This is a genomic window from Jatrophihabitans lederbergiae, assembly GCF_031845305.1.
GTDB lineage: Bacteria > Actinomycetota > Actinomycetes > Mycobacteriales > Jatrophihabitantaceae > Jatrophihabitans_A > Jatrophihabitans_A lederbergiae.
On record NZ_JAVREH010000001.1, the window covers coordinates 192,740 to 217,381 of the forward strand.

At 69.8% G+C, this 24,642-nt stretch carries 26 protein-coding genes; 21 read left to right on the forward strand and 5 right to left on the reverse strand.

All coding sequences use genetic code 11. The features are described from left to right. Window positions 1-19: 19 nt before the first annotated feature. From RM423_RS00880 to RM423_RS00890, 3 genes are all read right to left on the reverse strand, one after another. Entirely contained in the window at window positions 20-1,351 is a 1,332-nt protein-coding gene (locus tag RM423_RS00880; protein ID WP_311421100.1) for an ABC transporter substrate-binding protein, read from the reverse strand. 285 nt (window positions 1,352-1,636) lie between these two features. Then, the gene (locus RM423_RS00885; RefSeq protein ID WP_311421101.1) at window positions 1,637-2,668 is read right to left on the reverse strand and encodes a LacI family DNA-binding transcriptional regulator; all 1,032 of its coding nucleotides are present in this window, start codon (window positions 2,666-2,668) and stop codon (window positions 1,637-1,639) included. 131 nt (window positions 2,669-2,799) lie between these two features. Then, a complete protein-coding gene (locus tag RM423_RS00890; RefSeq protein ID WP_311421102.1) occupies window positions 2,800-3,039 on the reverse strand; it encodes a hypothetical protein in 240 nt (79 codons plus the stop codon). A gap of 7 nt (window positions 3,040-3,046) precedes the next feature. On the opposite strand from RM423_RS00890, the gene RM423_RS00895 reads away from it, so the two are divergent. The 15 genes from RM423_RS00895 (at window position 3,047) to RM423_RS00965 (ending at window position 15,806) form a co-directional block, all read left to right on the forward strand. Further along, the gene (locus tag RM423_RS00895) at window positions 3,047-4,843 is read left to right on the forward strand and encodes a S8 family serine peptidase (protein WP_311421103.1); all 1,797 of its coding nucleotides are present in this window, start codon (window positions 3,047-3,049) and stop codon (window positions 4,841-4,843) included. A gap of 29 nt (window positions 4,844-4,872) precedes the next feature. After that, window positions 4,873-5,742 carry a hypothetical protein gene (locus RM423_RS00900; RefSeq protein WP_311421104.1) on the forward strand — a complete coding sequence of 290 codons (870 nt, stop codon included), beginning with the start codon at window positions 4,873-4,875 and terminating at the stop codon, window positions 5,740-5,742. 169 nt (window positions 5,743-5,911) lie between these two features. After that, window positions 5,912-6,448 carry a 30S ribosomal protein S16 gene (gene rpsP / locus RM423_RS00905; RefSeq protein ID WP_311421105.1) on the forward strand — a complete coding sequence of 179 codons (537 nt, stop codon included), beginning with the start codon at window positions 5,912-5,914 and terminating at the stop codon, window positions 6,446-6,448. Next, the gene (locus RM423_RS00910; RefSeq protein ID WP_311421106.1) at window positions 6,449-6,688 is read left to right on the forward strand and encodes an RNA-binding protein; all 240 of its coding nucleotides are present in this window, start codon (window positions 6,449-6,451) and stop codon (window positions 6,686-6,688) included. Window positions 6,689-6,720: 32 nt separating this feature from the next. After that, window positions 6,721-7,266: a ribosome maturation factor RimM gene (rimM, locus tag RM423_RS00915; RefSeq protein WP_311421107.1), complete on the forward strand. Its 546-nt coding sequence runs from the start codon at window positions 6,721-6,723 to the stop codon at window positions 7,264-7,266. After that, window positions 7,263-7,979 (forward strand): tRNA (guanosine(37)-N1)-methyltransferase TrmD, encoded by a 717-nt coding sequence (gene trmD / locus RM423_RS00920; RefSeq protein WP_311421108.1) that lies wholly within the window; start codon window positions 7,263-7,265, stop codon window positions 7,977-7,979. The genes rimM and trmD overlap by 4 nt, the downstream gene beginning before the upstream one ends. Before the next feature lie 171 nt (window positions 7,980-8,150). Next, on the forward strand, window positions 8,151-8,507 hold the full coding sequence (gene rplS, locus RM423_RS00925; protein ID WP_311421109.1) for a 50S ribosomal protein L19: 357 nt from the start codon (window positions 8,151-8,153) through the stop codon (window positions 8,505-8,507). A gap of 25 nt (window positions 8,508-8,532) precedes the next feature. After that, window positions 8,533-9,576 (forward strand): signal peptidase I, encoded by a 1,044-nt coding sequence (lepB, locus tag RM423_RS00930; protein ID WP_311421110.1) that lies wholly within the window; start codon window positions 8,533-8,535, stop codon window positions 9,574-9,576. Further along, the gene (locus RM423_RS00935) at window positions 9,549-10,106 is read left to right on the forward strand and encodes an NUDIX hydrolase (protein WP_311421111.1); all 558 of its coding nucleotides are present in this window, start codon (window positions 9,549-9,551) and stop codon (window positions 10,104-10,106) included. Before lepB ends, RM423_RS00935 begins: the two co-directional genes overlap by 28 nt. Then, window positions 10,093-10,977 (forward strand): ribonuclease HII, encoded by an 885-nt coding sequence (locus tag RM423_RS00940; protein WP_311421214.1) that lies wholly within the window; start codon window positions 10,093-10,095, stop codon window positions 10,975-10,977. The genes RM423_RS00935 and RM423_RS00940 overlap by 14 nt, the downstream gene beginning before the upstream one ends. Next, window positions 10,974-11,297, forward strand: a complete 324-nt coding sequence (locus RM423_RS00945) for a DUF2469 domain-containing protein (RefSeq protein ID WP_311421112.1) — start codon at window positions 10,974-10,976, stop codon at window positions 11,295-11,297. Before RM423_RS00940 ends, RM423_RS00945 begins: the two co-directional genes overlap by 4 nt. 113 nt (window positions 11,298-11,410) lie before the next feature. Continuing rightward, window positions 11,411-11,767 carry a YraN family protein gene (locus tag RM423_RS00950; protein WP_311421113.1) on the forward strand — a complete coding sequence of 119 codons (357 nt, stop codon included), beginning with the start codon at window positions 11,411-11,413 and terminating at the stop codon, window positions 11,765-11,767. Further along, window positions 11,767-13,299: a YifB family Mg chelatase-like AAA ATPase gene (locus RM423_RS00955; protein WP_311421114.1), complete on the forward strand. Its 1,533-nt coding sequence runs from the start codon at window positions 11,767-11,769 to the stop codon at window positions 13,297-13,299. Before RM423_RS00950 ends, RM423_RS00955 begins: the two co-directional genes overlap by 1 nt. Next, window positions 13,296-14,633 (forward strand): DNA-processing protein DprA, encoded by a 1,338-nt coding sequence (gene dprA / locus RM423_RS00960; protein ID WP_311421115.1) that lies wholly within the window; start codon window positions 13,296-13,298, stop codon window positions 14,631-14,633. The genes RM423_RS00955 and dprA overlap by 4 nt, the downstream gene beginning before the upstream one ends. A 78-nt stretch (window positions 14,634-14,711) precedes the next feature. Then, window positions 14,712-15,806 carry a tyrosine recombinase XerC gene (locus RM423_RS00965; RefSeq protein ID WP_311421116.1) on the forward strand — a complete coding sequence of 365 codons (1,095 nt, stop codon included), beginning with the start codon at window positions 14,712-14,714 and terminating at the stop codon, window positions 15,804-15,806. 36 nt (window positions 15,807-15,842) lie between these two features. Here the strand turns inward: RM423_RS00965 and RM423_RS00970 are convergent, their stop codons facing one another. Further along, complete coding sequence (locus tag RM423_RS00970; RefSeq protein ID WP_311421117.1) at window positions 15,843-16,397, reverse strand: M23 family metallopeptidase; 555 nt, start codon at window positions 16,395-16,397, stop codon at window positions 15,843-15,845. Window positions 16,398-16,761: 364 nt separating this feature from the next. Between RM423_RS00970 and rpsB the strand changes: the two genes are divergently transcribed. The 6 genes from rpsB (at window position 16,762) to rlmN (ending at window position 22,671) form a co-directional block, all read left to right on the forward strand. Then, complete coding sequence (rpsB, locus tag RM423_RS00975; protein WP_311421118.1) at window positions 16,762-17,760, forward strand: 30S ribosomal protein S2; 999 nt, start codon at window positions 16,762-16,764, stop codon at window positions 17,758-17,760. Window positions 17,761-17,880: 120 nt separating this feature from the next. After that, on the forward strand, window positions 17,881-18,705 hold the full coding sequence (gene tsf, locus RM423_RS00980; protein ID WP_311421119.1) for a translation elongation factor Ts: 825 nt from the start codon (window positions 17,881-17,883) through the stop codon (window positions 18,703-18,705). A gap of 241 nt (window positions 18,706-18,946) precedes the next feature. After that, window positions 18,947-19,645, forward strand: coding sequence for a UMP kinase (pyrH, locus tag RM423_RS00985; protein ID WP_396327547.1), 699 nt, complete (start codon window positions 18,947-18,949; stop codon window positions 19,643-19,645). A gap of 52 nt (window positions 19,646-19,697) precedes the next feature. Next, entirely contained in the window at window positions 19,698-20,255 is a 558-nt protein-coding gene (gene frr, locus RM423_RS00990) for a ribosome recycling factor (RefSeq protein ID WP_311421121.1), read from the forward strand. Further along, window positions 20,255-21,541 carry a phosphatidate cytidylyltransferase gene (locus tag RM423_RS00995; protein WP_311421122.1) on the forward strand — a complete coding sequence of 429 codons (1,287 nt, stop codon included), beginning with the start codon at window positions 20,255-20,257 and terminating at the stop codon, window positions 21,539-21,541. Before frr ends, RM423_RS00995 begins: the two co-directional genes overlap by 1 nt. A gap of 32 nt (window positions 21,542-21,573) precedes the next feature. Continuing rightward, window positions 21,574-22,671: a 23S rRNA (adenine(2503)-C(2))-methyltransferase RlmN gene (gene rlmN, locus RM423_RS01000; RefSeq protein ID WP_311421123.1), complete on the forward strand. Its 1,098-nt coding sequence runs from the start codon at window positions 21,574-21,576 to the stop codon at window positions 22,669-22,671. Between the two features lie 206 nt (window positions 22,672-22,877). Here rlmN and RM423_RS01005 read toward each other — a convergent pair whose 3' ends face one another. Continuing rightward, a complete protein-coding gene (locus tag RM423_RS01005; protein ID WP_311421124.1) occupies window positions 22,878-24,626 on the reverse strand; it encodes a hypothetical protein in 1,749 nt (582 codons plus the stop codon). Window positions 24,627-24,642: the final 16 nt, after the last annotated feature.

Genomic DNA, 24,642 nt, shown 5'->3' on the forward strand with positions numbered 1-24,642 from the left:
GCAGGAGGGGCGAGTGGGCTCAGCCGGTGACCTGCTTGATGGCGTCCATCGCGTCGCTGAACGCCTTGTCGGGGCTGGCCTTCTTCTTCTCGACGTTGGTCAGCTGCGTCGTGATCGCGCCCTGGATCTGGGTGTCGTACAGGCCGATCGGCGGGATCTTCATGGAGTTGGCGATCTGGCCGAAGATCTGGCCCACCGGGGCGTTGCTGAAGTACGCGCTCTTGGCGCCCGCGACCGCCGGGTCCTCGGCCGCGCCCTTGTTCGTCGGCCAGTGGCCGCCCTCGGTCCACATCTTGACCTGCTGCTGCTTGCCCGTCAGCCACTCGACGAGCGCCTCAGCCGCCTTCTGGTGCTTGGAGGCCTTCGGAACGGCCAGCCAGGAGCCACCCCAGTTGGTGGCGCCGCCCGGCAGCACCGGGGCAACGCTCCACTTCGCGGTTCCGGCCTTGCCGGCCTGTCCCTGGATGTAGCCCATCATCCAGGTGGGGCAGGCGATGGTGGCGAACCCGCCGTTGGAGAACGCCTTGTTCCACGGGGTGGCGAACTGGGTGAGGCCGGCGGTGATATCGGCCTGCGCGGCTTCGGTGCCGTACTTCCACGCGTTCTTCACGCCGTCGCTGTTGGCGACGTCGGGCGCGCCGCTGGCGTTGTTGTACGCCTCATTGCCCTGGTACACGGCGGTGGAGAAGATGCTGGCCGCGCTGTCTACGAACTTGCTGCCGGTCGGCTTGGACGTCGATGCCTCGTACTGCTTGCCGAAGGCGATGTAGTCGTCCCAGGTCTTCCACTTGGTGGCCAGGGCCGCGCCGTCGGAGGGCAGGCCCGCGGCCTTGAGCAGGTCGGGCCGGTAACAGATCGCCTCGGGCCCGGCATCGGTTCCCAGGCCGAGGAGCTTGCCGTCGCCGGTCGTGGCCTGCTTCAGCTTCCAGTCGTAGAACGAGGACTTCAGCGTGCCGCCCTCGGGCAGGGAGGAGAAGTCGACGAACTGGTTGGCGTGGTTCTGCACCACGTCCGAGACGAAGCCGATCTCGACGCCCTGGATGTCGTCGAGGCCGGTGCCCGACGCGAGGCGGGTCTTGAGCCGGGTCCAGTAGTCGGCGGACTGCTCGACGGTGTCTTCCTTGATGGTGACGTTCGGGTGCTGCTTCATGTACTCGTCGTACAGTCCGGCCTCCTTGAAGCCGAAGGAGCCGAACAGGCCCACGGTCAGGCTGACCTTGGCGTTGGGGTCGTCCTGCGCGGCGCTGGTCGACTTGCTCGACGACGAGCATCCCGCCAAGCCAGCCATACCGAGAGAAGCGACCGTGAGTGCTCCGATTATGCGCACTCCGGCGCGGGACAAGCTGGACATGAATCCTCCTGGTGGGAACGAGCGTCTTCGGCTGGGTGCTCGCTGCGAGCGGTGTGATGGCGTTCTCGTCAAGCGGTGGAAGGGTGCTTACGACAGGCGGTTGAAACATGCGCTTGGAGGCCGCTGAGAGCGCTCTCACGGCTGACGACGACAATGCGGGATGAGGAATCTGCTGTCAAGCATTCTTCGCACAATGGAAACCATTTCGTTGCCACGCGCCGGAAATGTTCGCGTAGCGCATCCGAAATGTGACCAGCTGTAACCGTAGGGCGGCTGGTCGGCTGGTCAGGCTGTCGCGCGCTGGATCAACTCCACCGGCAGCACGGTGCGCGCGACAGCCGGCTCCCCGGCCATCCGTTGCAGCAGCCGGGTGGCCATCATCCGTCCCATATCGCCGATCGGCTGCCGGATGGTGGTCAGCGCCGGGTGGGCGAGCTGGGCGTCGCCGATGTCGTCGAAGCCCACCACGGCCACATCGTCGAGCACCCGGCGCCCCGACGCCTCGATGGCTCGCATCGCCCCGATGGCGGTGAGGTCCGAGGCCGCGAAGACGGCGTCGATGTCCGGCCGGGCGCGCAGCAGCGCGGTCATCGCTGAGCTCCCGCTGGCGATGGTGAACCGGCCGGTCTCGACCAGTTCCGCCGAGTCCGGCCGGCCGGCGTCGGCCAGCGCCTTGCGATAGCCGATCAGCCGGTCCTGCCCCGCGCACATGTCGAGCGGACCGGTGATGGTGGCGATCGTCCGGCGCCCGCGCTCGATCAGGTAGCGGGTGGCCATGGCGGCACCGCCCACGTTGTCGGAGTCGACGAAGAACAGCTCGTCGCCCCCGCTGAACGGCCGGCCGCTCAGAACCGTCGGCACGGCGTGGGATTCGAGTTCCTGGGGAAGCTGGTCGCGCCCGTGCAGCGACAGCACCAGCACGCCGTCGACGTGACCGCCCGCGGCGTAGTGCAGGAACCGCTCGTGCTCGTCCCGGGTCGAGGCGACGGTGAATACCAGCTGCAGCCCAGCGGCGGCGATCACCGTCTGGGCGCCCCGCAGCATGCCGAGGAAGAACGGATCGGAAAACAGCCGATCCTCGGTCTCGGCCACCAGGAACGCGACCGAGTCACTGCGGCCGGTGACCAGCGCGCGCGCCGCCCGGTTCGGGGCGTAGGAGATGTCCTCGGCGGCGTTCAGCACGGCCGAGCGCGCGTGCTCGCTGACGTTCGTGGCCCCGCGCAGCACCCGGCTGGCGGTCGCCCGAGACACGCCGGCGCGGGCTGCCACCTCTTCGAGGGTGGGCAGGTTTCTCGAACCGGGGCTCGAAGTGCTCACGACCAGCAGTTTGGCACGGCCGCCGCCGCGCCGTGCCGCCCACTGACGGATACCGCGCACGTGTCGCGTCAGCTGCACACGTGTCGCGTCGACAGCCTTGTTAAGTATGGGTACGCTCGCAAAGACTTTACTCACCATTCACAAAGACCCCCCCTGAAGAAGTCCCGCCTGGTCGTCGCGGGCGCCGTCTCGACGCTGGTCCTCGGATCGCTCAGCACCGTCGCCACGGCCCAGCCGGTCACTCCGTCCGCCCCCGAGCCGCCGGCGAGTTCCCAGCTCCAGCACCACACCCCGCCGGTATCGGCCGCGGTCACTGCGGCGGCGAGGACGTGGCCGGCCAAGTCGGCCCGGTACCGCGCCGCCCTCGGCACACAGCGGGTGGTCCCGCACCTCGCGCCGCGGCTCAACCGGCTGGCGGGCGTGCCCGGCGCCACTGCCGTGAACCCAGCCGAGGTGTCGGTGAACCCCGCCGGTCGGGTCGAGGTCACCGTGACCGGCCCCGGAGCCCTGGCCGCGGCGAAGGTCACCGGCGCGCGGGTGCTGGCGACGTTCGGGAACACCGCCAGCGTCACCCTGCTGCCGGACAAGCTGCGCAGCCTGGCCGGCCAGCCGGGAGTGAGCCGCGTGGAGCCCGCGAACCAGGCGACGCCGCAGAGCACCAGCGAGGGCGTGAGCGTGTCCGGTGCCAACCGGTGGACCGATCAGGGCAACGTCGGCAACCAGGGCGCCGGAATGGACATCGGTGTCGTCGACGCGGGTTTCGGCAGCCTGCAGGCCGAGATCGGCAACGGCAACCTGGGCCCCGCCGGAACCGTGGTGTACGGGGCGGACCACAACCACTGCAACGACCAGAACGGCACGGCGCACGGCACGGCCGTGGCCGAGATCGTCCACCAGATGGCACCAAAGGCGATCCTCCACCTGTACTGCGTCCAGGACAGCGTCGGCTTCGCCCAGTCCGCGAACCAGATCGTCACCGCGGGCGTCAAGGTCGTCAACAGCTCGCTGGCTTTCCTGACCGAGCCCCGGGGGGTGGCTTCGCGCGGTGACGGCTACGGCGCGCCCGGCTCCAGCGAGCTGGCGGTCAAGACCGCCCGCGAGGCCGGTGTGCTGTGGGTCCAGGCGTCGGGCAACAGCGCCGCCGACCACTGGTCGGGCACCCTGGCCGACACGAACAAGGACGGCCTGGTCGATCTGAAGAACGCCAGCGAAGAGGTGGACCAGGTCGACCTCGCGCCCGGTTCCAGCGGCCGGATCGTGCTCGCCTGGGACCAGTGGCCGACCTCCTCGACCCCGGTGACGCTGGCGGTGGCCGAGTACGACAGCCAGAACCGCCCCGTCGGCGACGTCCACTTCATCGCCCATGTCCCGGGTCAGGACCCGGTCCTGACCGCGAACATCACCAACACCGGTGCCGACCTGCACCTGTACAGCATCGCCATCGTCGACGCCTCGGCCCCGACCCTGTACTACGACCTGACGTACGGCGGCGATGTCTACCCGTCCACCTTCAGCGGCGACGAACCGGCTCGCGCGGCGAGCGGCAGCGTGCTGCAGCCGGCCAGCTCGCCGTGGGCACTCGCGGTCGGCGCGGCGGACTGGCAGACCGGGACGGTCGAAGCCTTCTCATCCCGCGGACCCTCCATAGACGGCCGGGTCAAGCCGGACCTGATCGGCTATGACGGCGTGTCCACCAACATCGCCGAGGTCCGCTCGCCGAGCGGGGGCTCCGGTTACTTCTACGGCACGTCCGCGGCGGCGCCGCACGTGGCCGGCGCCGCGGCGCTGGTGCTGGCGGCCAATCCCGGCATGGACGCGGCCGACATCCAGGCCTTCCTGGAGCGCCGGGCCTCGCACAACACCAGCCCGGCCACGAACGCCCTGGGCCACGGCCTGATCAATCTCGGCGACCCGAGCGGCGTGCAGGGCGTTCCCGGGTCGCGCTACGTCCCGTTCGCCACGCCCAACCGGATAGTGGACACCCGCTCCGGGCTCGGCGTGCGCGCCGGCGTGCTCATCGGTGGCACCGCGCTGCCGGTGACGGTTGCCACGACGGGGACGAACGCGGTGCCCGCCGACGCCACCTCGGTGGTTATCAGCCTGTCCGGCACCGCCGCGCAGGGCAGCACGTACCTGTCCGTCTACAGCGCGGCGTTCGGCGGAACTCGACGCTGAACCTCAACAGCCAGGACGCCAACGCGACCGTGACCGCCGTCGTCAAGCTCAACAGCAAGCACGGCTTTCTGCTCCGCAACCAGGCGGCCAAGACCCACGCCCTGATCTCGCTGCTGGGTTACTTCGCCGCACCGGCCGCGACCGGCGGCCTCGGCTACGTCGCGCTGCCCTCGGCCCGGCTGCTCGACACCCGCACCGGCGTCGGTGCGCCCAAGGCCAAGCTCACGCCGAACCAGTGGGTTGCGGTGGACGCGACGACCGGTGGCGTGCCGGCCGACGCCACAGCCGCCGTGGTCAACATGACCGCGCTGGACCAGACCGCCGGCGGCTACCTCACCGCCTACCCGACGGCCTCGCCGGCCATCGCCTCGGTGGACTACCACCAGTTCTCCCGCTCGAACCTGGTGCTGGTGCCGCTGGTGGCGGGCAGGTTCGTGGTGCAGAACCGGGCGGCCACGACCGACGCGATGATCGACATCGTGGGGTACTTCAGCCTGACGGCGACCGCCCGGTTCGTCGCCCTTCCCAGCCCGGCGCGGATCGCCGACAGCCGCACCGGCAACGGCGGCCATTACGGCACCATGACCGCGAACTCGACGTTCACCGTGGACGCCGGCGGCCTCAACGGGGTTCCGTACAACGTCAGCGGGCTGTGGGTAGGCCTCACCGCGATTGCCGCCGGCAACGGCTACGTCAGCATCTACCCGGCGGGAACGGCGGCGCCGCACGCGTCCAATATGGACTTCACCAACGGCCGGGTGGTTCCGAACGCGGCCATCGCCACGCTGTCGCCGCGAACCGCCACGGCACCGCCCCGCTTCACGACCGTGAACCGGTTCGGATCGTCCAACATCCTCGAGGACGCGTACGGGTACTTCGTCTCGCCCGGCCCGAACTAGGGTCAGTCTCAGCGAGCCCGCCGCGTCTGGCAGAATGGTCGACTGAGTACCGGCTGGCCCACGGACCCTCTCACCGCGTGCCTGCCAGTCCCTAGGATCTGACGTCGCGGTGTTCCCCACCGGGCGACGTGCTGGTCCGTCCCTGCACATAATGGAGCGAACAACACTCGTGGCAACCAAGATCAAGCTCACCCGCGTCGGCAAGATGCGCGAGCCGCACTACCGTGTCGTCGTCGCCGACGCCCGTACCAAGCGGGATGGCCGGTCCATCGAGACCATCGGCGAGTACCACCCCAAGAACGACCCGTCGGTGATCCGCATCGACGCCGACCGGGCCGCGTACTGGCTGGGTGTCGGCGCGCAGCCGACCGAGGCCGTCACCGCGATCCTCAAGGTCACCGGCGACTGGCAGAAGTTCAAGGGCCTGCCCGCCCCCGAGCCGATGAAGGTGGCCCCGCCCAAGGCCGACAAGCGCGCCCTGTTCGACGCCGCGCTGAAGGACTCCGACGGTGAGCCGGCCCTGGAGGCCACCACGCCCAAGAAGCGGTCCACACCGAGGAAGGACACCGCCGAGGCACCCGCCGCCGAGGCGCCCGCCGCCGAGGCGCCCGCGGCCGAGGCTCCTGCGGTGACCGAGGCTGCTGCGGTGACCGAGGCACCCGTGACCGAGGCTTCCGCCGCGACCACCGACGGCGCGGAGCAGTAAGTGCTGGAGGAAGCCCTCGAGCACCTCGTCCGGGGGATCGTGGATCACCCCGATGACGTCGTGGTCGATCTGGTCGACAACCGGCGTGGCCGCCGGCTCGAGGTCCGGGTGCACCCCGAGGACCTCGGCCGGGTGATCGGCCGTAACGGGCGTACCGCCAAGGCGCTGCGCCAGGTCGTCAACGGCGTAGGCGGCAAGGGCATCCGGGTCGACGTCGTCGACACGGACGAGAGCCGCTGACAGCCGGTACGGGCCCAGCCGAGATCCAGCCGATGAGCAACTCGATCGACGGCGGCGCTACCCCCGATGGGGGTGCCGTCGCCGTCGGTCGTATCGGCAAGGCTCACGGGGTCCGTGGTGACGCGTTCGTCGAGCCGTGGACCGACGCCCCGGACGAGCGGTTCTACGAGGGCGCGGTGCTCAGCACCGACCCGGCCCGGCACGGACCGCTGACGGTCGAATCCGCACGCACCCACTCCGGCAAGCTGGTGGTGCACTTCGCCGGCGTCGAGGATCGCAACGGGATCGAGGCGCTGCGCGGGGTGGTGCTGGTGATGCCGGCGTCGGCGCGGCCGGTGATCGAGGACCCGGACGAGTTTTACGACACCGACCTGATTGGGCTGCGCGCGCGCACCGTCGCCGGGCTCGAGCTGGGTCCGGTCACCGACGTGCTGCACTCGCCGGCCGGCAGCCTGCTGGTGATCGACCTGGCCGGCCGTGAGGTGCTGGTGCCGTTCCGTGCCGAGTTCGTACCCACCGTCGACATCGCGGGCGGCATCACCGAGATCGATCCGCCGGACGGGCTGCTGGACCTGTGAGCGAGCGGCAGGACCTCGCGGTCGACGTGATCACGATCTTTCCGAACTACCTGGCGCCACTTCGCGAGTCCCTGCTGGGCAAGGCCCTCGAGCGGGGCCAGGTCCGCCTCGGCGTGCACGATCTGCGCGCCTGGACGACGGACGTGCACCGGACGGTGGATGACACCCCGTACGGCGGCGGCCCCGGCATGGTGATGCTGCCCGAGCCCTGGGGCCGGGCACTGGACGCGGTGGCGCCGGCGGAGCGAGCCCAGCCGCGGCTGATCATCCCCACCCCGACCGGCCGGCCGTTCACCCAGGCCGTGGCCGCCCAGCTGGCGGCGGAGCCGTGGTTGCTGTTCGCCTGCGGGCGGTACGAGGGCATCGACGCCCGGGTCGCCGAGTACGCCGGCGGCCGGATGGTGGTCGACGAGATCAGCCTGGGCGACTACGTGCTGTGCGGGGGAGAGGTCGCCGTGCTGGCGATCGTGGAGGCGGTGGCCCGGCTCATCCCCGGCGTCCTGGGCAACGCGCTGTCGGCGTCGGAGGACTCGTTCACCGCCGCGGTCGACGGCTTGCTGGAGGCACCCGCCTATACCAAGCCGGCGCTCTGGCGGGGGTTGGCTGTTCCCGAGGTGCTGCTCTCGGGGCATCACGCGAGGATCCGGCAATGGCGGCGTGAACGGTCGCTGGACCGCACCCGAAAGCGGCGTCCGGACCTGTTGGATTCCTAGGAGTACCCGGCCCCGGTTTCTCATTCCTCGGGCCGATATGGCACCATCGAGAGGTTGCCCGCGACCGCCTTGCGCTGGACGCGGCACCCTCACCACAGAATCATCTCGACGATATGGGCCTTGCGCGCGCCGAGCGCGCGTGGATCCCAGCCACGAAGGAAGCAGACCACGATGAACACCTTGCAGACGCTGGATGCCGAGTCGCTACGCAGCGACGTGCCGGACTTCCGGGCTGGTGACACGTTGAAGGTGCACGTTCGGGTCATCGAGGGCGCTCGCTCGCGCGTGCAGATCTTCCAGGGTGTAACTATCCGTCGCCAGGGCGGTGGCCTGCAAGAGACCTTCACGGTCCGCAAGGTCAGCTTCGGCGTCGGTGTGGAGCGCACCTTCCCGGTGCACACCCCGGTCATCGAGAAGATCGAGGTCGTCACCCGCGGTGACGTGCGCCGCGCCAAGCTGTACTACCTGCGCGACCTGCGCGGCAAGGCCGCCAAGATCAAAGAGAAGCGCGACGCGGTCAACCGCTAGTCGCTGACTGCCTTCCCGTTTCCACGTGCGCCGCTTTCGCGAGGTGTCGAACTCCGGTACGGGCGAGCAGGCTGAGCGCCCGGCCGGAGCTGACGGCGGTCCCGATGCCGTAGCTGCTGAGCGCGCCGACACCGACGTCGTGCCGGACGGCACGGATGGCCCCGCAATCGACGGTGCCACCGGCTCTTCGTCCGCACAGCCCGCCGCTCCGGCTGGCCGCCGCAAGGCATCTCGCCTCGAGCTGCCCATCCTGATCGTGGTGGCCATCGCCATCGCGGTGGTGCTCAAGACGTTCGTCGTCCAGCCGTTCTACATTCCCTCGCAGTCGATGGAGCAGACCCTGTACGGGTGCCCCGGCTGCTCGGGCGATCGGATCCTCGTCTTCAAACCGGTCTATCACGTGCGCACCCCCCACCCGGGCGACGTGGTGGTGTTCAAGGCGCCCAAGGACTGGGACGAGCTCGGCGGCGTGCAGCTGTCAGGCAACCCCGTCGTGCACGGGGTCCAGTGGTTCGGCCAGCTGGTCGGGGTTGTGCCCCCCAGCGAGAAGGACCTGGTCAAGCGGGTCATCGCGGTCGGCGGCGAGACCGTCAAATGCTGTGACGACCGGGGCAATGTCCAGGTGTCCGAGCATGGCAGCGCGGGGCCGTGGCGGAGCCTGAACGAGCCGTACATCTTCCAGAACAGCAGTTGGACGAAGCCTGGCACTCCGGGGGCGAAGGCGCCGAACGACACCCGCAGCTTCGGGCCCGTCACCGTGCCCGCGAACCGGATGTGGGTGATGGGCGACCACCGCGGCGACTCCGCCGACTCGCGCTACCACTGCCGCGACGGTGGCACCGGCCCGAACTGTGACCCGGTCGCCAGCACGGTGCCGAACTCCGACGCGATCGGCAAGGCGGTCGTCATCGCCTGGCCACCCTCGCGCTGGCGAACGCTGGGCACGCCGAAGACGTTCAGCTCGCTGGGACTGCCCGGCGTGGGTGCGCTGCCCGGTGAGCCGGCGGGTTTTGCCGTGGCCGGAGTCGCTGTGATCGGCGGTTGGCGGCACCGCCGCCGTCGTCGATGACCGTGGGCGCCTCGAACACGTCGGACACGTTCGGCGAGCCGGCCGCGACACCCCGGACCGCCGGGCGGATGTTTGTGCTCGACCCCGGCAACCGGCTCTTGCTGGTGCACGAGCGGCGCGAGATCGGCTCGGTGGAGTCGCACTGGATCACGCCGGGCGGCGGGGTCGAGGACGGCGAGACCCTGGCCGAGGCGGCGGTGCGCGAGGTGTACGAAGAAACCGGCCTGCGGATTGCCCTCGCTGCCGACGCCGAGCCGATGTACGCCGAGCGGGTGCGGTTCCGCTTCGCCGGTAATCACTTCGCCCAGACGAACCACTACTTCCTGGCGCGGGTGCCGGCCGGCCAGGTGGTCGAGCCGGCCGGGCACACCGACATCGAGCGGCAGGTCGTTCTGGAGCTGCGCTGGTGGACCTTGAGCGACCTGGCCGCCTCTGACGTGGTCCGCGAACCAGTCGCTATGGTCGAGCTGATCGAGCGTGCGCTGGAGGCTGGGGCTGGAGGCTGGGTAGGTGGCGATGACAACCCGTAGGACGCCGACCCTGCGCTATGAACGCGAGGTCTGGAGGTCCGGCGCCGGGCTGCTGGCCGCCATCGACGAGGTGGGCCGGGGTGCCTTGGCGGGCCCGGTGTCGGTCGGCGTGGTGCTGCTCGCTCCCGACACCAAGCCCGCCCCGTTCGGCGTGGCCGATTCCAAGCTGCTCACCCCGCAGGCCCGGCAGCGACTTGTGCCGCGAATCCGCCGGTGGGCGCTGGATTGCGCCGTCGGGCACGCGTCCGCTGCCGAGATCGACCGCATCGGAATCATCGCGGCGCTGCGGCTGGCGGCCGAGCGCGCGGTGTCCCAGCTGTCCACAACGCCGGACTGGGTGCTGCTGGACGGCAACCACAACTACCTGATACCGCGTGAGCAGCCCGGCTTGTTCGAGGTGGACGACCGCGCTGGCTTCGCTGCGGGAGCTCCGCCGGAACCTGAGCGCTGGCGCTGCCAGGTACCGGTGCGCACGCTCATCAAGGGCGACCTGCGCTGCTCCTCGGTCGCGGCGGCCTCGGTGCTGGCCAAGACCGAACGCGACGCTCTGCTGGTGGAGCTGTCCCGGGACTATCCGCAGTACGGCTTCGACGAGAACAAGGCCTACTCCTCGCCCCGGCACCTCGCCGCCCTGGCCGAGCACGGCCCGTGCGCCGTGCACCGATGCTCATGGAACCTGCCGGGAGTGGGCCGGCTCGACCTTGACGACACCGATCCGGACGGCGCTGATCGTGCTGCCGCCGACGACCTGAACGACCAGACCTGGCCCGACGGCGATGAGCCGCCGGCCCCGACCGAGACCCGTTCGTTTCCAGCCGACTGGGTGATGGGCGATGATGGACAGATGACAGCCGCAGGAGCCGCGCGATGAGTGCCGAGGATCTCGAGAAGTACGAGACCGAGATGGAGCTGCAGCTCTACCGCGAGTACAAGGACATCGTGGGCCAGTTCAGCTACGTCGTCGAGACGGAGCGGCGGTTCTACCTGACCAACGACGTCCAGCTGGTGCCGCGCAATGCCGACGGCGAGGTGTACTTCGAGGTCACGATGCGGGACGCCTGGGTCTGGGACATGTACCGGCCGGCGCGGTTCGTCAAGAACGTGCGGGTGCTGACCTTCAAGGACGTCAACGTCGAAGAGCTGGAGAAGCCCGACCTCGACCTGTCCGGCAAGAATCCCTTCGGCGGTTAGCTGTACTGTCTGGCCTCTGTTTGCTGGCGGATCGCGCTGTCCACAGCCTGAGCGCTCGTCCACATTCGCTGTTGCCGCGGCTCGCCGACCTCTCCACGCGGCACTGTCGGGGAATGCAGCTAAAAGACGCAGTAGGACGCTTCGGCGAGGCCATCGCCGCGCGTTTCCTGGTGGATTCCGGTTACCAGCTTCTCGACCGCAACTGGCGGTGTGCGCGCGGCGAGATCGACATCATCGCCTCGTACGGTCGCACGCTGGTCTTCTGTGAGGTGAAGACGCGGTCGTCGCTGGCCTTCGGCACTCCGGCGGAGGCGGTCGGCAGGGTGAAGGCCCAGCGGCTGCGGAAGCTGAGCCTGCAGTGGCTGGGCGAGAACCCCGGCGGCTGGGAGGCGATCCGGTTCGACGTGATCTCGGTGCTGCGCCGGCCGGGCGCCCCCGCCCAGCTCCATCACCTGCAAGCGGCGTTCTGATGGGCCTGGCACGAACCCTGTCGATCGCGCTGAGTGGGGTGTCGGGTCGGCTCGTCGAGGTCGAGGCAGACCTGTCCGCGGGGCTGCCCGGGCTGACGTTCACCGGCTTGCCGGACGTGTCGGTGATGGAGTCCCGCGACCGGATCCGGGCGGCGGTGCTCAACTCCGGTTACAACTGGCCCAACAAGCGGATCACCGTCGCGCTGCTGCCCGCCGACCTGCGCAAGAACGGCTCCATGTTCGATCTGGCGCTGGCCGTCGCGGTGCTGGCAGCCGCCGGCGAGGTCCCGGCCGCAACCCTGTCCGAGGTGGTGTGGCTCGGTGAGCTCGGCCTCGACGGCAGGCTCCGGCCCACTCGCGGCGTGCTGCCCGCCGCGCTGGCGGCACACGAGCTGGGCGTGCCCACCATCGTGGTGTCGATGGGCAACGCCGAAGAGGCGGCACTGGTCAGCGGCCTGACCGTGCTGGCCGCGCACTCCCTGGCCGAGGTGATCGCCGCGCTCCGCGCCGACGGGCCACCGCTGCGGGTGGCCCACTGTCCGGACCGCCCCGACATCGATGAGCTTCCCGACCTCGCCGATGTCGTCGGCCAGCCGATCGCCCGCCGCGCACTCGAGATAGCCGCGGCCGGAGCGCATCACCTGCTGTTGCAGGGCGCGCCCGGTGCGGGCAAGACGATGCTCGCCGAGCGGCTGCCCTCGATCCTGCCGCCGCTGGAACCGCACGAGGCGCTCGAGGTCACCGCGATCCACTCGGTGGCGGGCGTCCTGCCCACCGGCACCGGGTTACTCCGGCGGCCGCCGCTGCAGAGCCCGCACCACACCTCCTCGATGGCAGCGCTGGTCGGCGGCGGCAGCGGACTGGGACGTCCGGGAGCAGCGTCGCTGGCGCACCGCGGCGTCCTGGTGCTCGATGAGGCGGCCGAGTTCAAGCCGACCGTGCTGGACTCGCTCCGCCAGCCGCTGGAGTCCGGCACCATCGTGCTGCACCGAACCGGTGGCGCGGTGGAGTACCCGGCCCGCTTCCAGCTGGTCCTGGCGACCAACCCGTGCCCGTGCGGCGCGCCGAAGGACAGCGACTGCAACTGTCGGCCGGACGCGCGGCGGCGCTATCAGCGCAGGCTGTCCGGGCCGCTGCTGGACCGGATAGACCTGCGTATCCCGGTCGACCCGGTGTCGCACGCCGATCTGATGGGCGACCAGGCGCAGCCCGAGTCCAGCGCGGTCGTCGCCGAGCGGGTGGCCGCCGCCCGGGCAGCGGCGCGCCGGCGCTGGGCATCGTGCGGGTGGAGCACGAATGCGGAGGTGCCGGGCCCGGTGCTCAGATCGCGCGCGTGGCGGCCGCCACGCGCCGCCCTCGCCCGGCTGGACGAAGAGGTCGAGTTGGGCCGGTTGAGCGCCCGGGGATGCGACCGCGTGCTGAAGCTGGCGTGGACACTGTCCGACCTGGCAGGCACGTCCAGCCCCGGTCTGGCGGAGGTTTCCGAGGCAGTCTGGCTACGCACCGGCCGGGCGTCGGGGCTGGTCTCGTGACGTCGTCGGACACCTCCGGGGCGCTGTCAGCCCATATCTGTCCCGACGCGCGGGCCAGTGCCGTCGATGTGCGGCTGGCCGCGCGGCCCAGTGCCGCCGAGTCCCGTCCCGACGCGCGGGCCAGTGCCGTCGATGTGCAACTGGCCGCCGCGTATCTGAGCCGGGTGGCCGAGCCCGCGTCGGTGCCGCTCTGGCTCTTCGTGCAGGAGCACGGCTACGTCGCCGCGGCGGAGGCGGTGCGTCGTGGGGACGCTCCACCGGAGGTCGCGGCGCATACCGAGGCGCGCCGAAGCACCGCCGATCCGGGTGCCGACCTCGAAGCCGCGGAGCGCAACACGATCCGGCTGATCACTCCGCTGGACGACGAGTGGCCGCACTTCGGACTCGCGGCGCTGTCGGTGGCGGGGGAGCGCAGGGCCACCGAGTGGCTGGCGGGAGCCCGCACCCGGCCCGAGCGGGGTGAGCTGATGCCGCCGCTGGCGTTGTGGGTGCGCGGAGCGGGGGACCTACGGTCGCTCGGTGTCCGATCACTGGCGGTCGTCGGGTCGCGGGCGGCGACGGCCTACGGCGAGCACGTGGCCTCGGATTTCGCCTACGGGGTGGCGCAGCGCGATGTGGTCATCGTCTCCGGAGGGGCGTACGGCATCGACGCCGCGGCTCATCGGGGCGCGCTCGCCGCCGATGGCGTGTCGGTGCTGGTATCGGCGGGTGGCCTGGACCGGCCCTATCCGACCGGCAACCGCAACCTTTACTCCCGGACGGCGGAGCGCGGGCTGCTGATCAGCGAGCGGCCACCGGGCAGCGCCCCGCACCGGCAGCGCTTTCTCAGTCGGAACCGGCTGATCGCGGCCCTCGGGTCGGCGACGTTGGTGGTAGAGGCAGCGCACCGGTCCGGGGCGTTGAACAGCGCTCGGTATGCGCGTGATCTGGGCCGGCCGGTGCTGGCGGTGCCGGGGCCGGTGACGTCGGCGATGTCGGTGGGGTGTCATGCCTTGATTCGCAGGGACGAGGACCCGGCGCGGTTGGTGACGAGCGTGGCGGATGTGCTGGCGTACTGCGGTGGTGCTGAATTGTTCACCGATCCGGACGGCGCTATCCCTTCCTCCGAGGCAGGGCAGCTTGCGGGGTCGAGCGGGTACGACGCCCTCGACGCGGTGTCGAAATCGGTGTTGGACGGGTTCCCGGGTCGAGGCAGCGTAACCGAGGCCGCGCTGGCAAGTCTGAGTGGCCGGCCGATTCAGGTCGTCCTCGCCGCATTGCCGGTGTTACAAGGGTTGGGTTTGGTCGCCGCCAGCCGGGAGGGTTACCGGCTGAACCGGCCGCCGCGAGGTTAGCGCGGGGTGGGTTCACCGACGAAGGGTGCGTGTGCGTGGCGAGTTGACCGGCGTGCGCGGCCAGCGCACTGTTCGGGCATGACCGGCGGCTCGAGGGACAGCGACAGCGGCCGAAAAACTGCCAGCCGCGCGACGCCTGCCAGCCGCGAGCCGTCCGGCGGCGGCGGAATCCGGTCCCACAGCGCACCGGAGGCGGCAGCCGACGCGGTGCCACTTCCGCCGCACGCTCGCCGGAGTAAGCCGGCTCGCCTCGACCTTGCGGCCCTGCGCCGCGACCTGCCACCGGAGTTCGCCACCGCCCTCACCGACTTCGAGCGCTTCCTGCGGCTGGAGCGCAACCGGTCCGAGCACACCGTCCACGCCTATGTCGGTGACCTCACCCTGTTGCTGCGGTACCTGCAGTCCCAGGGCGAGACACAACTGCGCGCGTCGACCCTGCGGAGCCTGCGTGGCTGGCTCGCGCAGCTGCACACCGGCGGCGCCTCCCGGACGACCTTGGCCCGGCGCGCGGCAGCTGCCCGGACGTTCACCACCTGGGCCTTCAAGCACGGACTGTTGGCCGCCGACGTCGGAGAGCTGCTGGTCAGCCCCCGGCCGCATCGCAGCATCCCCACGGTGTTGTCCGCGGACGAGGCCGGTGTCGTGCTGGAGGCGCTCACCGGCGACGAGCCCGAGCAGTTGCGGGACCGGCTGATCCTGGAGCTGCTGTACGCCTCCGGCATCCGGGTCGCCGAGCTCGTCGGGCTCGATATCGATGATGTCGACCGGGGCCGACGGGTCCTGCGGGTCATCGGCAAGGGCGACAAGGAACGCGCGGTTCCCTACGGCATCCCCGCGGAGCAGGCCTTGCAACGATGGCTGGACACCGGCCGCCCGGCCTGGTCCATCCCGGCCTCAGGCGGGGCGCTGTTGCTGGGACGCCGCGGCGGCAGGCTCGACCAGAGAGCGGCGCGGGCAGTCGTGAACCGGGCCACCGAACGGGTGGCCGGCGGCGGGATCTCGCCGCACGGGCTGCGGCACACCGCCGCCACGCACCTGCTGGAGGGCGGCGCCGATCTGCGCGCGGTGCAGGAACTGCTCGGACATGCCAGCCTGGCGACGACCCAGCTCTACACCCACGTCTCGGTGGAGCGGCTGCGGACGAGCTTCGACCAGGCGCACCCCCGAGCCTGAGCAGCACCCACCACGAGAACCGCGCACCAGCGGCCGTCACCGATCTGCCTCATCCCAGGGCACCAGCCGAACGACCCCGAGCGGCCGGAGCAGCGACAGCGGGTCGAGGTAGGCGGCGCCCCGGCGGGCTCCCCAGTGCAGGCAGGTGGCCGGCGCGCAACTGCGGTGTGTCCCGTGCACCCTCGCGATGACCTCACCGCCAGTGACGCGCTGTCCCACCGCGACCCGGGCGCTCACCGGTTCGTACTCGGTACTGATGCCGTCCGCGTGCAACAGCACCACCACCCCGCGGCCGGCCACCGCACCCGCGTAGCGCACGACCGCTGGGCCGGCCGCGAGCACCACCGTCCCGTCCCGAGCGGCGAGGTCGACGCCGAGATGCCCGGAGCCGTACTTGGCGACCGGCGGATGGAATGGCGTCAGCACCCGGGAGCCGCCAGCCAGCGGAGCGCGGTAGGCCGAAGACTTCGCATCATCGGCCCTGGCAGCAGTTCCGGTAGCCGTCACAGGACGGTCGACCTCAGTAAAGGCAAGCGAGCCGAGCGACAGCGACCCCAACGACAGGGCGGCGAGCACATCCGATAGCTGCATGAGCACAGCCTGGACCGATACCAGGCCATCCCGGCGCCCATGCGCCACACTGTGGACAACCCAGCCGCGGTCCACAGGGCCCCGACCACACCGCCGACCGCTCGTACGCGGTTTCCTGCCGAGCGCGGCTCGGCGCTACACTATCCTTGCGCCCGGCGAAAGCCGGGTGACTTCGCGTGCCCGTCTACCGATCAGCTCCACAGGTAGCCGGCCGACCTCGGTCCGTCTCGCAAGAGCCGGCGGTCGGCCGCGACATCGGGCACCAGGGTGGTCGACCAACCGGTACGGCTACGACAACCGAATTCGCGCGTGGCACGCAAGCGAGGTGTGCCGGGCGCATGAAACGCAAGGAGGACGTGGCCCCATGGCTGTCGTCACCATGAAGAACCTGCTCGATTCCGGCGTGCACTTCGGTCACCAGACCCGTCGATGGAACCCGAAGATGAAGCGATTCATCTTCACCGAGCGCAACGGCATCTACATCATCGACCTGCAGCAGACAATCGGCTACATCGACCGCGCCTACGAATTCGTCAAGGAGACCGTGGCGCACGGTGGCACCGTGCTGTTCATCGGCACCAAGAAGCAGGCGCAGGAAGCGATCGCCGAACAGTCGACGCGCGTGGGCATGCCCTACGTCAACCAGCGCTGGCTCGGCGGCATGCTGACCAACTTCTCAACCGTCTACAAGCGGCTGCAGCGCCTCAAGGAGCTCGAGGCGATGGACGAGAACGGCTGGGAGGGCACCGCCACCAAGAAGGAGCAGCTCATACTGACCCGTGAGAAGGTCAAGCTGGAGCGCACCCTCGGCGGTATCCGCGAGATGTCCAAGACCCCGAGCGCGGTCTGGATCGTGGACACCAAGAAGGAGCACCTGGCCGTCGCCGAGGCGCACAAGCTCAACATCCCGGTCATCGCGATCCTGGACACCAACTGTGACCCGGACGAGGTCGACTACAAGATTCCCGGCAATGACGACGCGATCCGCAGCGCAGGCCTGCTCACCCGGGTCATCGCGGACGCGGTTGCCGAGGGACTGATGGCCCGAGCCGGACTGGCCGCCAACGCTGGTCGCGACGAGAAGCCAGAGCCCGGCGTCCTCGCCACCGACGAGCCACTGGCCGACTGGGAAACCGAGCTGCTAAAGCCGACCGATACCCCTGCCGCTGACGCGGCCCCGGCTGCCGAGGCTCCTGCCGCTGACGCGGCCCCGGCTCCTACGGCTGAGGCTGCCGACGCCGCTCCGGCTACCGCTGACGCGGCCCCGGCTCCTACGGCCGAGGCTGCCGACACCGCTGTTGCTGACGCTCCTGCGGCTGAGGTTGCCCCGGCTGACGGCACGGAAGCTCCCACCGCTTCCTGAGCCGCCACGCCTGATCACGCATCCGCTGCCAAGGGCGTCCGTCTCGACCACGTCGATTCGGACGCCCTTGGCGTGCGCCACCACACCGAACATGAACGAGAGAGACGGGATATCGAGAAGATGGCAATTACCGCTGCCGACGTGAAGAAGCTCCGGGACGCCACCGGCGCCGGAATGATGGACGCGAAGAAGGCCCTCGAAGCCGCAGCCGGCGACTTCGACAAGGCCGTGGAAGAGCTCCGCATCAAGGGCGCGGGCAAGGCCGCCAAGCGCGGCGCCGAGCGCGAGACCAGCAACGGCCTGGTCGCCGCCGCTGAGAACGCGATGATCGAGCTTGCGTGCGAAACCGACTTCGTTGCCAAGGGTGAGCAGTTCCAGACGCTGGCCGGCGACATCGTCGCCCACTTCGTCGGGTCCTCCGCGTCCGACGCCGAGGCTTTGCTGCAAGAGACGCTGGCCGACGGCAAGACCGTGGCCGAGAACATCGCCAACCTCAACGCCGTGATCGGCGAGAAGATCGAGCTCCGCCGCGCGGTGAAGCTCGACGGCAAGATCGCGACCTACCTGCACAAGAAGTCCAGCGACCTCCCGCCGCAGGTCGGCGTCCTGGTCGCCTTCGAGGGTGACGACGTGAACGCCGCTCGCGCTGCCGCGATGCAGGTCGCCGCGCTCAAGGCGCAGTTCCTGTCACGCGAGGACGTCCCTGCCGACATCGTCGAGAACGAGAAGCGGATCGCCGAGGCCACCGCCCGCGAAGAGGGCAAGCCGGAGGCCGCACTGCCGAAGATCGTCGAGGGCCGGGTCAACGGGTTCTTCAAGGCCGAGGGTGGCGTCCTGCTCGACCAGTCCGCCGTGCAGGACAATAAGAAGACCGTCCGGGCCATGATGGACGAGGCTGGTGTGACGCTCAAGGCGTTCGCCCGCTTCGAGGTCGGCGCGGCCTAGCAGGTGCTTGCCCGCTGACTCACCGACCCGGCGGGCCGGTGAGTCGGGTCCGGCGACGACGGCCGGAATAGGGCAGGATCAGAAAGCGCAGAGCGTTCGACGTACCGAGGCGGATCCGCCGGGCCGACGTACGAAGTGTCACACGAGAGGGGCCGCCATGACCGTTACAGGACGGGCGGCCCCCTTGTCGTCCGCCGACGAGCTGTTCGCCGCCGATACCCCCAACCGCTTCCGCCGGGTGATGCTCAAGCTCTCGGGCGAGGTCTTCGGCGGCGGTGAGGTCGGCGTCGACCCGGACGTCGTCTCATCCATCGCCCGGCAGATCTCCGAGGTGGTCCGCACCGGCACCCAGGTCGCGGTCGTGGTCGGCGGCGGGAACTTCTTCCGCGGCGCCGAGCTCAGCCAGCGCGGCATGGACCGCGACCGCGCCGACTACATGGGCATGCTGGGCACCGTGATGAACTGCTTGGCGCTGCAGGACTTCCTGGAGAAGGCCGGCGTGCCGACCCGGGTGCAGACCGCCATCACGATGGGTCAGGTCGCCGAGCCCTACATTCCGCGTCGGGCCGAACGGCACCTCGAGAAGGGCCGCGTGGTGATCTTCGGTGCCGGTGCGGGCATGCCGTACTTCTCCACCGACACCGCCTCGGCGCAACGGGCGCTGGAGATCGGCTGTGACGTGCTACTGATGGGCAAGAACGGCGTGGACGGTGTCTATGACGCCGACCCCAAGACGCACCCGGACGCGGTCAAGTTCGACAGCATCAGCTATGACGAGGTTCTGCGGCGTGGCCTGCAGGTCGCCGACGCCACGGCCTTCAGCCTGTGCCGCGACAACGCGATGCCGATCGTGGTGTTCGATCTTGCCGATGGCAACATCGCCCGGGTGGTACGCGGTGAGAAGATCGGCACGCTGGTAGCAGCCGAAACGAGCCGATAGCCGGCGGCGCTGTCGGCGCGGCACGGATCAACGTAGAACCAGGGAGATGGACGTGATCGACGAAACGCTCTTCGAGGCCGAAGAGAAGATGGAGAAAGCGGTCACCGTGCTGCGCGATGACCTCACCAGCCTGCGGACCGGTCGCGCCGCCGCCAGCAGCTTCGCCCGGATCAACGTCGAGTACTACGGCGCCATGACACCGCTGCCGCAGCTGGCATCGGTAAGCGCCCCCGAGGCGCGGATGGCGGTGATCAAGCCGTACGACTCCACGCAGCTCAATGTGATTGAGAAGGCCATCCGGGACAGTGACCTCGGCGTCAACCCGACCAATGACGGCAACCTGATCCGGGTGCTCTTCCCCCAGCTGACCGAGGAACGCCGCCGTGAACTCGTCAAGGTCGCCAAGAGCAAGGGCGAGGACGCGAAGGTGTCCATTCGCGCCGTACGCCGGCACTCCAACGACACGTTCGGCAAGCTGGTCAAGGACGGCGAGGTCGGCGAGGACGATGCCCGCCGTGCCGAGGGCGAGTTGCAGAAGCTGACCGACAAGTACGTCGCGTCCGTCGATGACCTGGTCAAGCACAAAGAAACCGAGCTCCTCGAAGTCTGATGACCGGCATCGAGGAATCGTCGCCCGTTACGGAACAGTCCGGCCGGCATGGTGGCAGTGGCGGGTTGTCCGCGTCCGAGCTGATTGCCCGTTCCCGGGCCGCGTCGCCCGATGTTCCGGCACGGCCGTCCCGCGCGGACCGGCGTGCTGCCGAGGAAGCCGCGGAGCAGCGACAAAACCCGTCATTGCCCACCCCTGTCACTCCAACGGCGGTCGCGCCCGCGGCGGGAACTACCCGTCCGGTACCCCTGGCGGCTGCTGCCCCCCCGGCGAGCGCGTCAGCCCAAGCCAGCGCCCCCCCGGCGAGCGCGTCAGCCCAGGCCAGCGCGCCAGTCTCTGACAGCGTCGTCCAGGCAAGCGTCGCGGAGCGGCTCGACGCGCTGCCGACCCTCGATGTGCCGGCTCCCGAGGCCCGTCACCTCAGCGGCGTCGATGGCGACCCGCAGGTTCTCGACGCCGGCACAGCGGCCGCCTCGAGAAAGTCCCGGGCGGGTCGCAACCTGCCTGCCGCGATCGGCGTGGGGCTCGGCCTCGGTGCCCTGGTCATCGCGACCCTGGTGCTGTATCGCCCCAGTTTCGTGATCCTGGTCGGCATTGTGATCGCGGTGGGCGTGTACGAGATGGTCACCGCGATCTCCACCGTCGAAGCGCGGCCGCCGTTGGTGCCGCTGCTGGCAAGTGTGGTGGCGACGCAGGCGGCTGCCTGGTTCCACGGCCCCGAGGGTCTGGTCGGAGCGCTCTTGCTGACCGTGCTCGGCCTGAGTGTGTGGCGACTGGCGGACGGCGCGGCCGGATACCTGCGTGATGTCGCGGCGGGCAACCTGGTCGCGCTCTACCTCCCGTTCCTCGCCGGCTTCGCCGCCCTGATGGCCCATGCCGACGACGGCGTCGCGCGGATCATCATCTTCATCCTCACCGTGGTCTGCTCGGACACCGGCGGGTACGCGATGGGGGCGCTGTTCGGCAAGCACCCGATGGCCCCGACGGTGTCGCCGAAGAAGTCCTGGGAGGGCTTCGGCGGCTCGATCCTCGCGGGTAGCGCCTGCGGTGTCCTGATGATGGTGTTCTGCTTTCACCACGCCTGGTGGAAGGGTCTGCTGTTCGGACTCGCCGTCGTGGTGACGGCGACCCTAGGCGACCTGGGCGAGTCCATGATCAAGCGGGACCTGGGACTGAAGGACATGGGCAAGCTGCTGCCGGGTCATGGCGGTCTGATGGACCGGCTCGACTCCCTGCTGCCGTGCGCGCCGGTCGCCTACCTGGTGCTGGTGGCGTTCCTGCGCTAGCAACCCCGCAGGCGTGGGACACTGGACAAGCCATGACCTCATTGCCCTTGATCTTTGACGCCCCCCGCAAGTCCATGCCACCGAGGCATCTCGCCGACCTGTCCGAGACCGAGCGCCGCGCGGCCGTCATCGAGCTCGGCGAGAAGCCGTTCCGGGCGGACCAGCTGTCCCGGCACTACTTCAGCAGGCTGAACAACGACCCCGCCGCGATGACCGACCTGCCCGCGGCGGTGCGGTCCCGGCTCGGCGACGCGCTGCTGCCGACGCTGCTGACCGAGGTCCGTCACGTCGAGACCGACCAGGGCAAGACCCGCAAGACGCTGTGGAAGCTGCACGACGGCACCCTGGTCGAGAGCGTGCTGATGCGCTATCGCGACCGGTTGACCGTCTGCGTCTCCAGCCAGGCCGGCTGCGGTATGGCGTGCCCGTTCTGCGCGACCGGCCAGGGCGGCCTCAACCGGAACCTGTCCACGGCCGAGATCGTCGAGCAGGTGGCAGCAGCCGCACGGGTCGCGGCGTCCGGTGAGCTCCGCGGCGGACCGGTCCGGCTGTCGAACGTGGTGTTCATGGGGATGGGCGAGCCACTGGCCAACTACAAGCGCGTCGCCGCGGCGTTGCACCGGCTGATCGAGCCGGCGCCCGCGGGTCTCGGACTGTCGCAGCGCTCCATCACCATGTCCACGGTCGGGCTCGCTCCGGCCATCGGCAAGCTCGCGGACGAGGGGCTCAACGTCACGCTGGCCGTCTCGTTGCACGCCCCGGACGACGGGCTGCGCGACACCCTGGTTCCGGTGAACACCCGCTGGAAGGTCAAAGAGGTGCTCGAGGCGGCGGACGCCTACGCCGCGCGAACCGGCCGCAGGTACTCGATCGAATACGCGATGATCCGCAACGTCAACGACCAGCGATGGCGCGCGGACCTGCTCGGCGAGCTGCTCTCCGGCCGGCTGGCGCACGTGAACCTGATCCCGCTGAACCCGACTCCCGGTTCGCCGTGGGATGCCTCGCCGAAGCCGGTCGAAGAGGCCTTCGTCGCCGGCATCGCTGCCCATGGGGTGTCGGTGACGGTGCGAGACACCCGCGGCCGCGAGATCGACGGAGCCTGCGGCCAGCTCGCCGCGAAGGGCTGAGCCTTCTCGAAGCACGAAGGGCTGCCTTCCCGAAACACGGCTGTGCGTCCCGTGAACTACCGACCGCAGAACGGACGAGAGGCCTGCTGAGAACGGAGATCCGTTCCCAGCAGGCCTCGTCGTCTGTCACGGTCCGGCTTGCGCCGCTCAACCGATAGTGCTGTAGCTGACTGACGTCCTCTGCTCGAGGCCGGGCAGCAGGACGATCAGCTGAGCGTCAGCGCGGTGTCGTCGACCACGAAGGACGTCTGCAGTGAGGAGTCCTCGACGCCGGAGAAGCTGACCGTGATGGTCTGGCCGGCGAGTGCGGAGACGTCGAAGGACTTCTGGGTGTAGCCGGTGGCGGCGTTGGTGTTGGAGTAGGCGGCGAGGGTGGTGGAGCCGGCCTTGACGGTGAGCTTGTCGTAGGCGGTGGTGCCGGTTTCGGCGGTGTCGATGTGCAGCCAGAAGGACAGGGTGGCGTGGCAGCCGGTGGGGATGGCGACCGATTGGGTGAGGGTGTCGGTGTGGGCGCTGCCGTAGCCGTTCATCCAGGCCTTCCAGGTGCCTGAGTGCGCGGCTTCGCCGGTGGTGTTGTCGATAACGCCGGTCGAGGTGGTCCAGGGTGCGGCGGTGCCGGTCTCGAAGCCGGGGTTACCCAACTTCTGACCCGAGCAACCTCCGCCGGTGGTGGAGCCGGCCTTGAACGCCGCGGTGCCGTTCGGTGTGCCCAGGCCGGTCGGGCCGTCCCAGCCGGTGCCGGCGGTGCACAGCGGCGCGCCGCAGGTGCCGTTGGATCCGCTGGTCACGTCGTTGAGGTTTGCCCGGTGGGCGTAGGGGTAGGTGTTCGGAACGTCCGTCGCGCCGGGCGCGCCGGCGAGGGCGTAGACGCTGGCGACGATGGGGGCTGCCGCGCTGGTACCGCCGTAGACGGCCCAGCCCGAGCCGCCGTAGGTCTGGTAGACGGCGACGCCGGTCGCCGGGTCGGCGACCGCCGAGACGTCAGCCTCGGCGCGGTTCGCGCAGCCGGTGCTGATGCCGTTCTGGAAGGCGGGCTTGGCCACGTACTTCGAGCAGCCCGAGCCGGCACCCTCGGTGTAGCTGGTGGTGTTCCAGACCTTCTCGGTCCAGCCGCGGGTGTTGGTCGCGGTGCTGAGCGAGGTTCCACCTACCGCGGTGACGTACTTCGACGTCGCGGGGTACGAGCCACCGTCGTAGTCGCTGTCGCCTGAGCTCGCGGTGATCGCCACGCCCGGGTGGTTGAAGTAGTTGGCGTCCGAGGTGTTCTCGGTGCCATCCTCAGCGCCGCCATAGCTGTTCGATACGAACTTCGCTCCCAGGCGGACCGCGGTGTTGACCGACGTCCCGAGGTTGGCGATGCTGGCGGTGCTGGCCTCGACGAGCAGGATGTGGCAGCTCGGGCAGATCGCGGACACCATGTCGAGGTCCAGGGAGATCTCACCGGCCCAGCCCGTGTCGGCAGTGGGCAGCGGCGAGGTGGCGCCGCTCTGGTTCACCTTCTTGAAGCAGCCGTTGGCCGTAGTACAGGCCGGTAGGCCGTACTGGGTGCGGTACGCCGCGAGGTCGGACTCGGCGTTCGGGTCGTCCTGGGCGTCGACGATGCCGACGGTCTGGCCGCTGCCGGCGGTGCTCGAGGGCAGCGCATAGGCGGACTGGAGGCTGCCGGGCCCGTAGCCGCCGGGAGTGACGTTGGGGGAGAGGGCGTTCGGCGTGAGATTCGCCGGCTCGGTCGGGTCGATCTGCTTGATCGCCATACAGGCCAGGTGCCCCTTGGCGGGAGCGGCGCACAGCCGGGTGGTCTTGTGGTGGGCGGCCGCTGGTGCGGCAGCTCCGGAGGCCTGCGTGGCAGCGCCGGCGGTGCCGCTCGTGAGAGCGGACGCGAAGCCGACGGCTGCAAGCACCGCCATGCCGGCGAGCACACCGCGTCGGCGGCGTGATGTGGTGGACAACGTCATTGTGGATCCCTTCGAA

Coding starts and splice junctions, on each gene's coding strand:
- RM423_RS00880 (WP_311421100.1), bottom strand. CDS start 1,351: ATGTCCAGCTTGTCCCGCGCCGGAGTGCGCATAATCGGAGCACTCACG.
- rimM (WP_311421107.1), top strand. CDS start 6,721: ATGAGCAACTCGATCGACGGCGGCGCTACCCCCGATGGGGGTGCCGTC.
- rplS (WP_311421109.1), top strand. CDS start 8,151: ATGAACACCTTGCAGACGCTGGATGCCGAGTCGCTACGCAGCGACGTG.
- RM423_RS00940 (WP_311421214.1), top strand. CDS start 10,093: ATGACAACCCGTAGGACGCCGACCCTGCGCTATGAACGCGAGGTCTGG.
- RM423_RS00945 (WP_311421112.1), top strand. CDS start 10,974: ATGAGTGCCGAGGATCTCGAGAAGTACGAGACCGAGATGGAGCTGCAG.
- RM423_RS00950 (WP_311421113.1), top strand. CDS start 11,411: ATGCAGCTAAAAGACGCAGTAGGACGCTTCGGCGAGGCCATCGCCGCG.
- RM423_RS00955 (WP_311421114.1), top strand. CDS start 11,767: ATGGGCCTGGCACGAACCCTGTCGATCGCGCTGAGTGGGGTGTCGGGT.
- RM423_RS00965 (WP_311421116.1), top strand. CDS start 14,712: ATGACCGGCGGCTCGAGGGACAGCGACAGCGGCCGAAAAACTGCCAGC.
- RM423_RS00970 (WP_311421117.1), bottom strand. CDS start 16,397: ATGCAGCTATCGGATGTGCTCGCCGCCCTGTCGTTGGGGTCGCTGTCG.
- rpsB (WP_311421118.1), top strand. CDS start 16,762: ATGGCTGTCGTCACCATGAAGAACCTGCTCGATTCCGGCGTGCACTTC.
- tsf (WP_311421119.1), top strand. CDS start 17,881: ATGGCAATTACCGCTGCCGACGTGAAGAAGCTCCGGGACGCCACCGGC.
- pyrH (WP_396327547.1), top strand. CDS start 18,947: ATGCTCAAGCTCTCGGGCGAGGTCTTCGGCGGCGGTGAGGTCGGCGTC.
- RM423_RS00995 (WP_311421122.1), top strand. CDS start 20,255: ATGACCGGCATCGAGGAATCGTCGCCCGTTACGGAACAGTCCGGCCGG.
- rlmN (WP_311421123.1), top strand. CDS start 21,574: ATGACCTCATTGCCCTTGATCTTTGACGCCCCCCGCAAGTCCATGCCA.
- RM423_RS01005 (WP_311421124.1), bottom strand. CDS start 24,626: ATGACGTTGTCCACCACATCACGCCGCCGACGCGGTGTGCTCGCCGGC.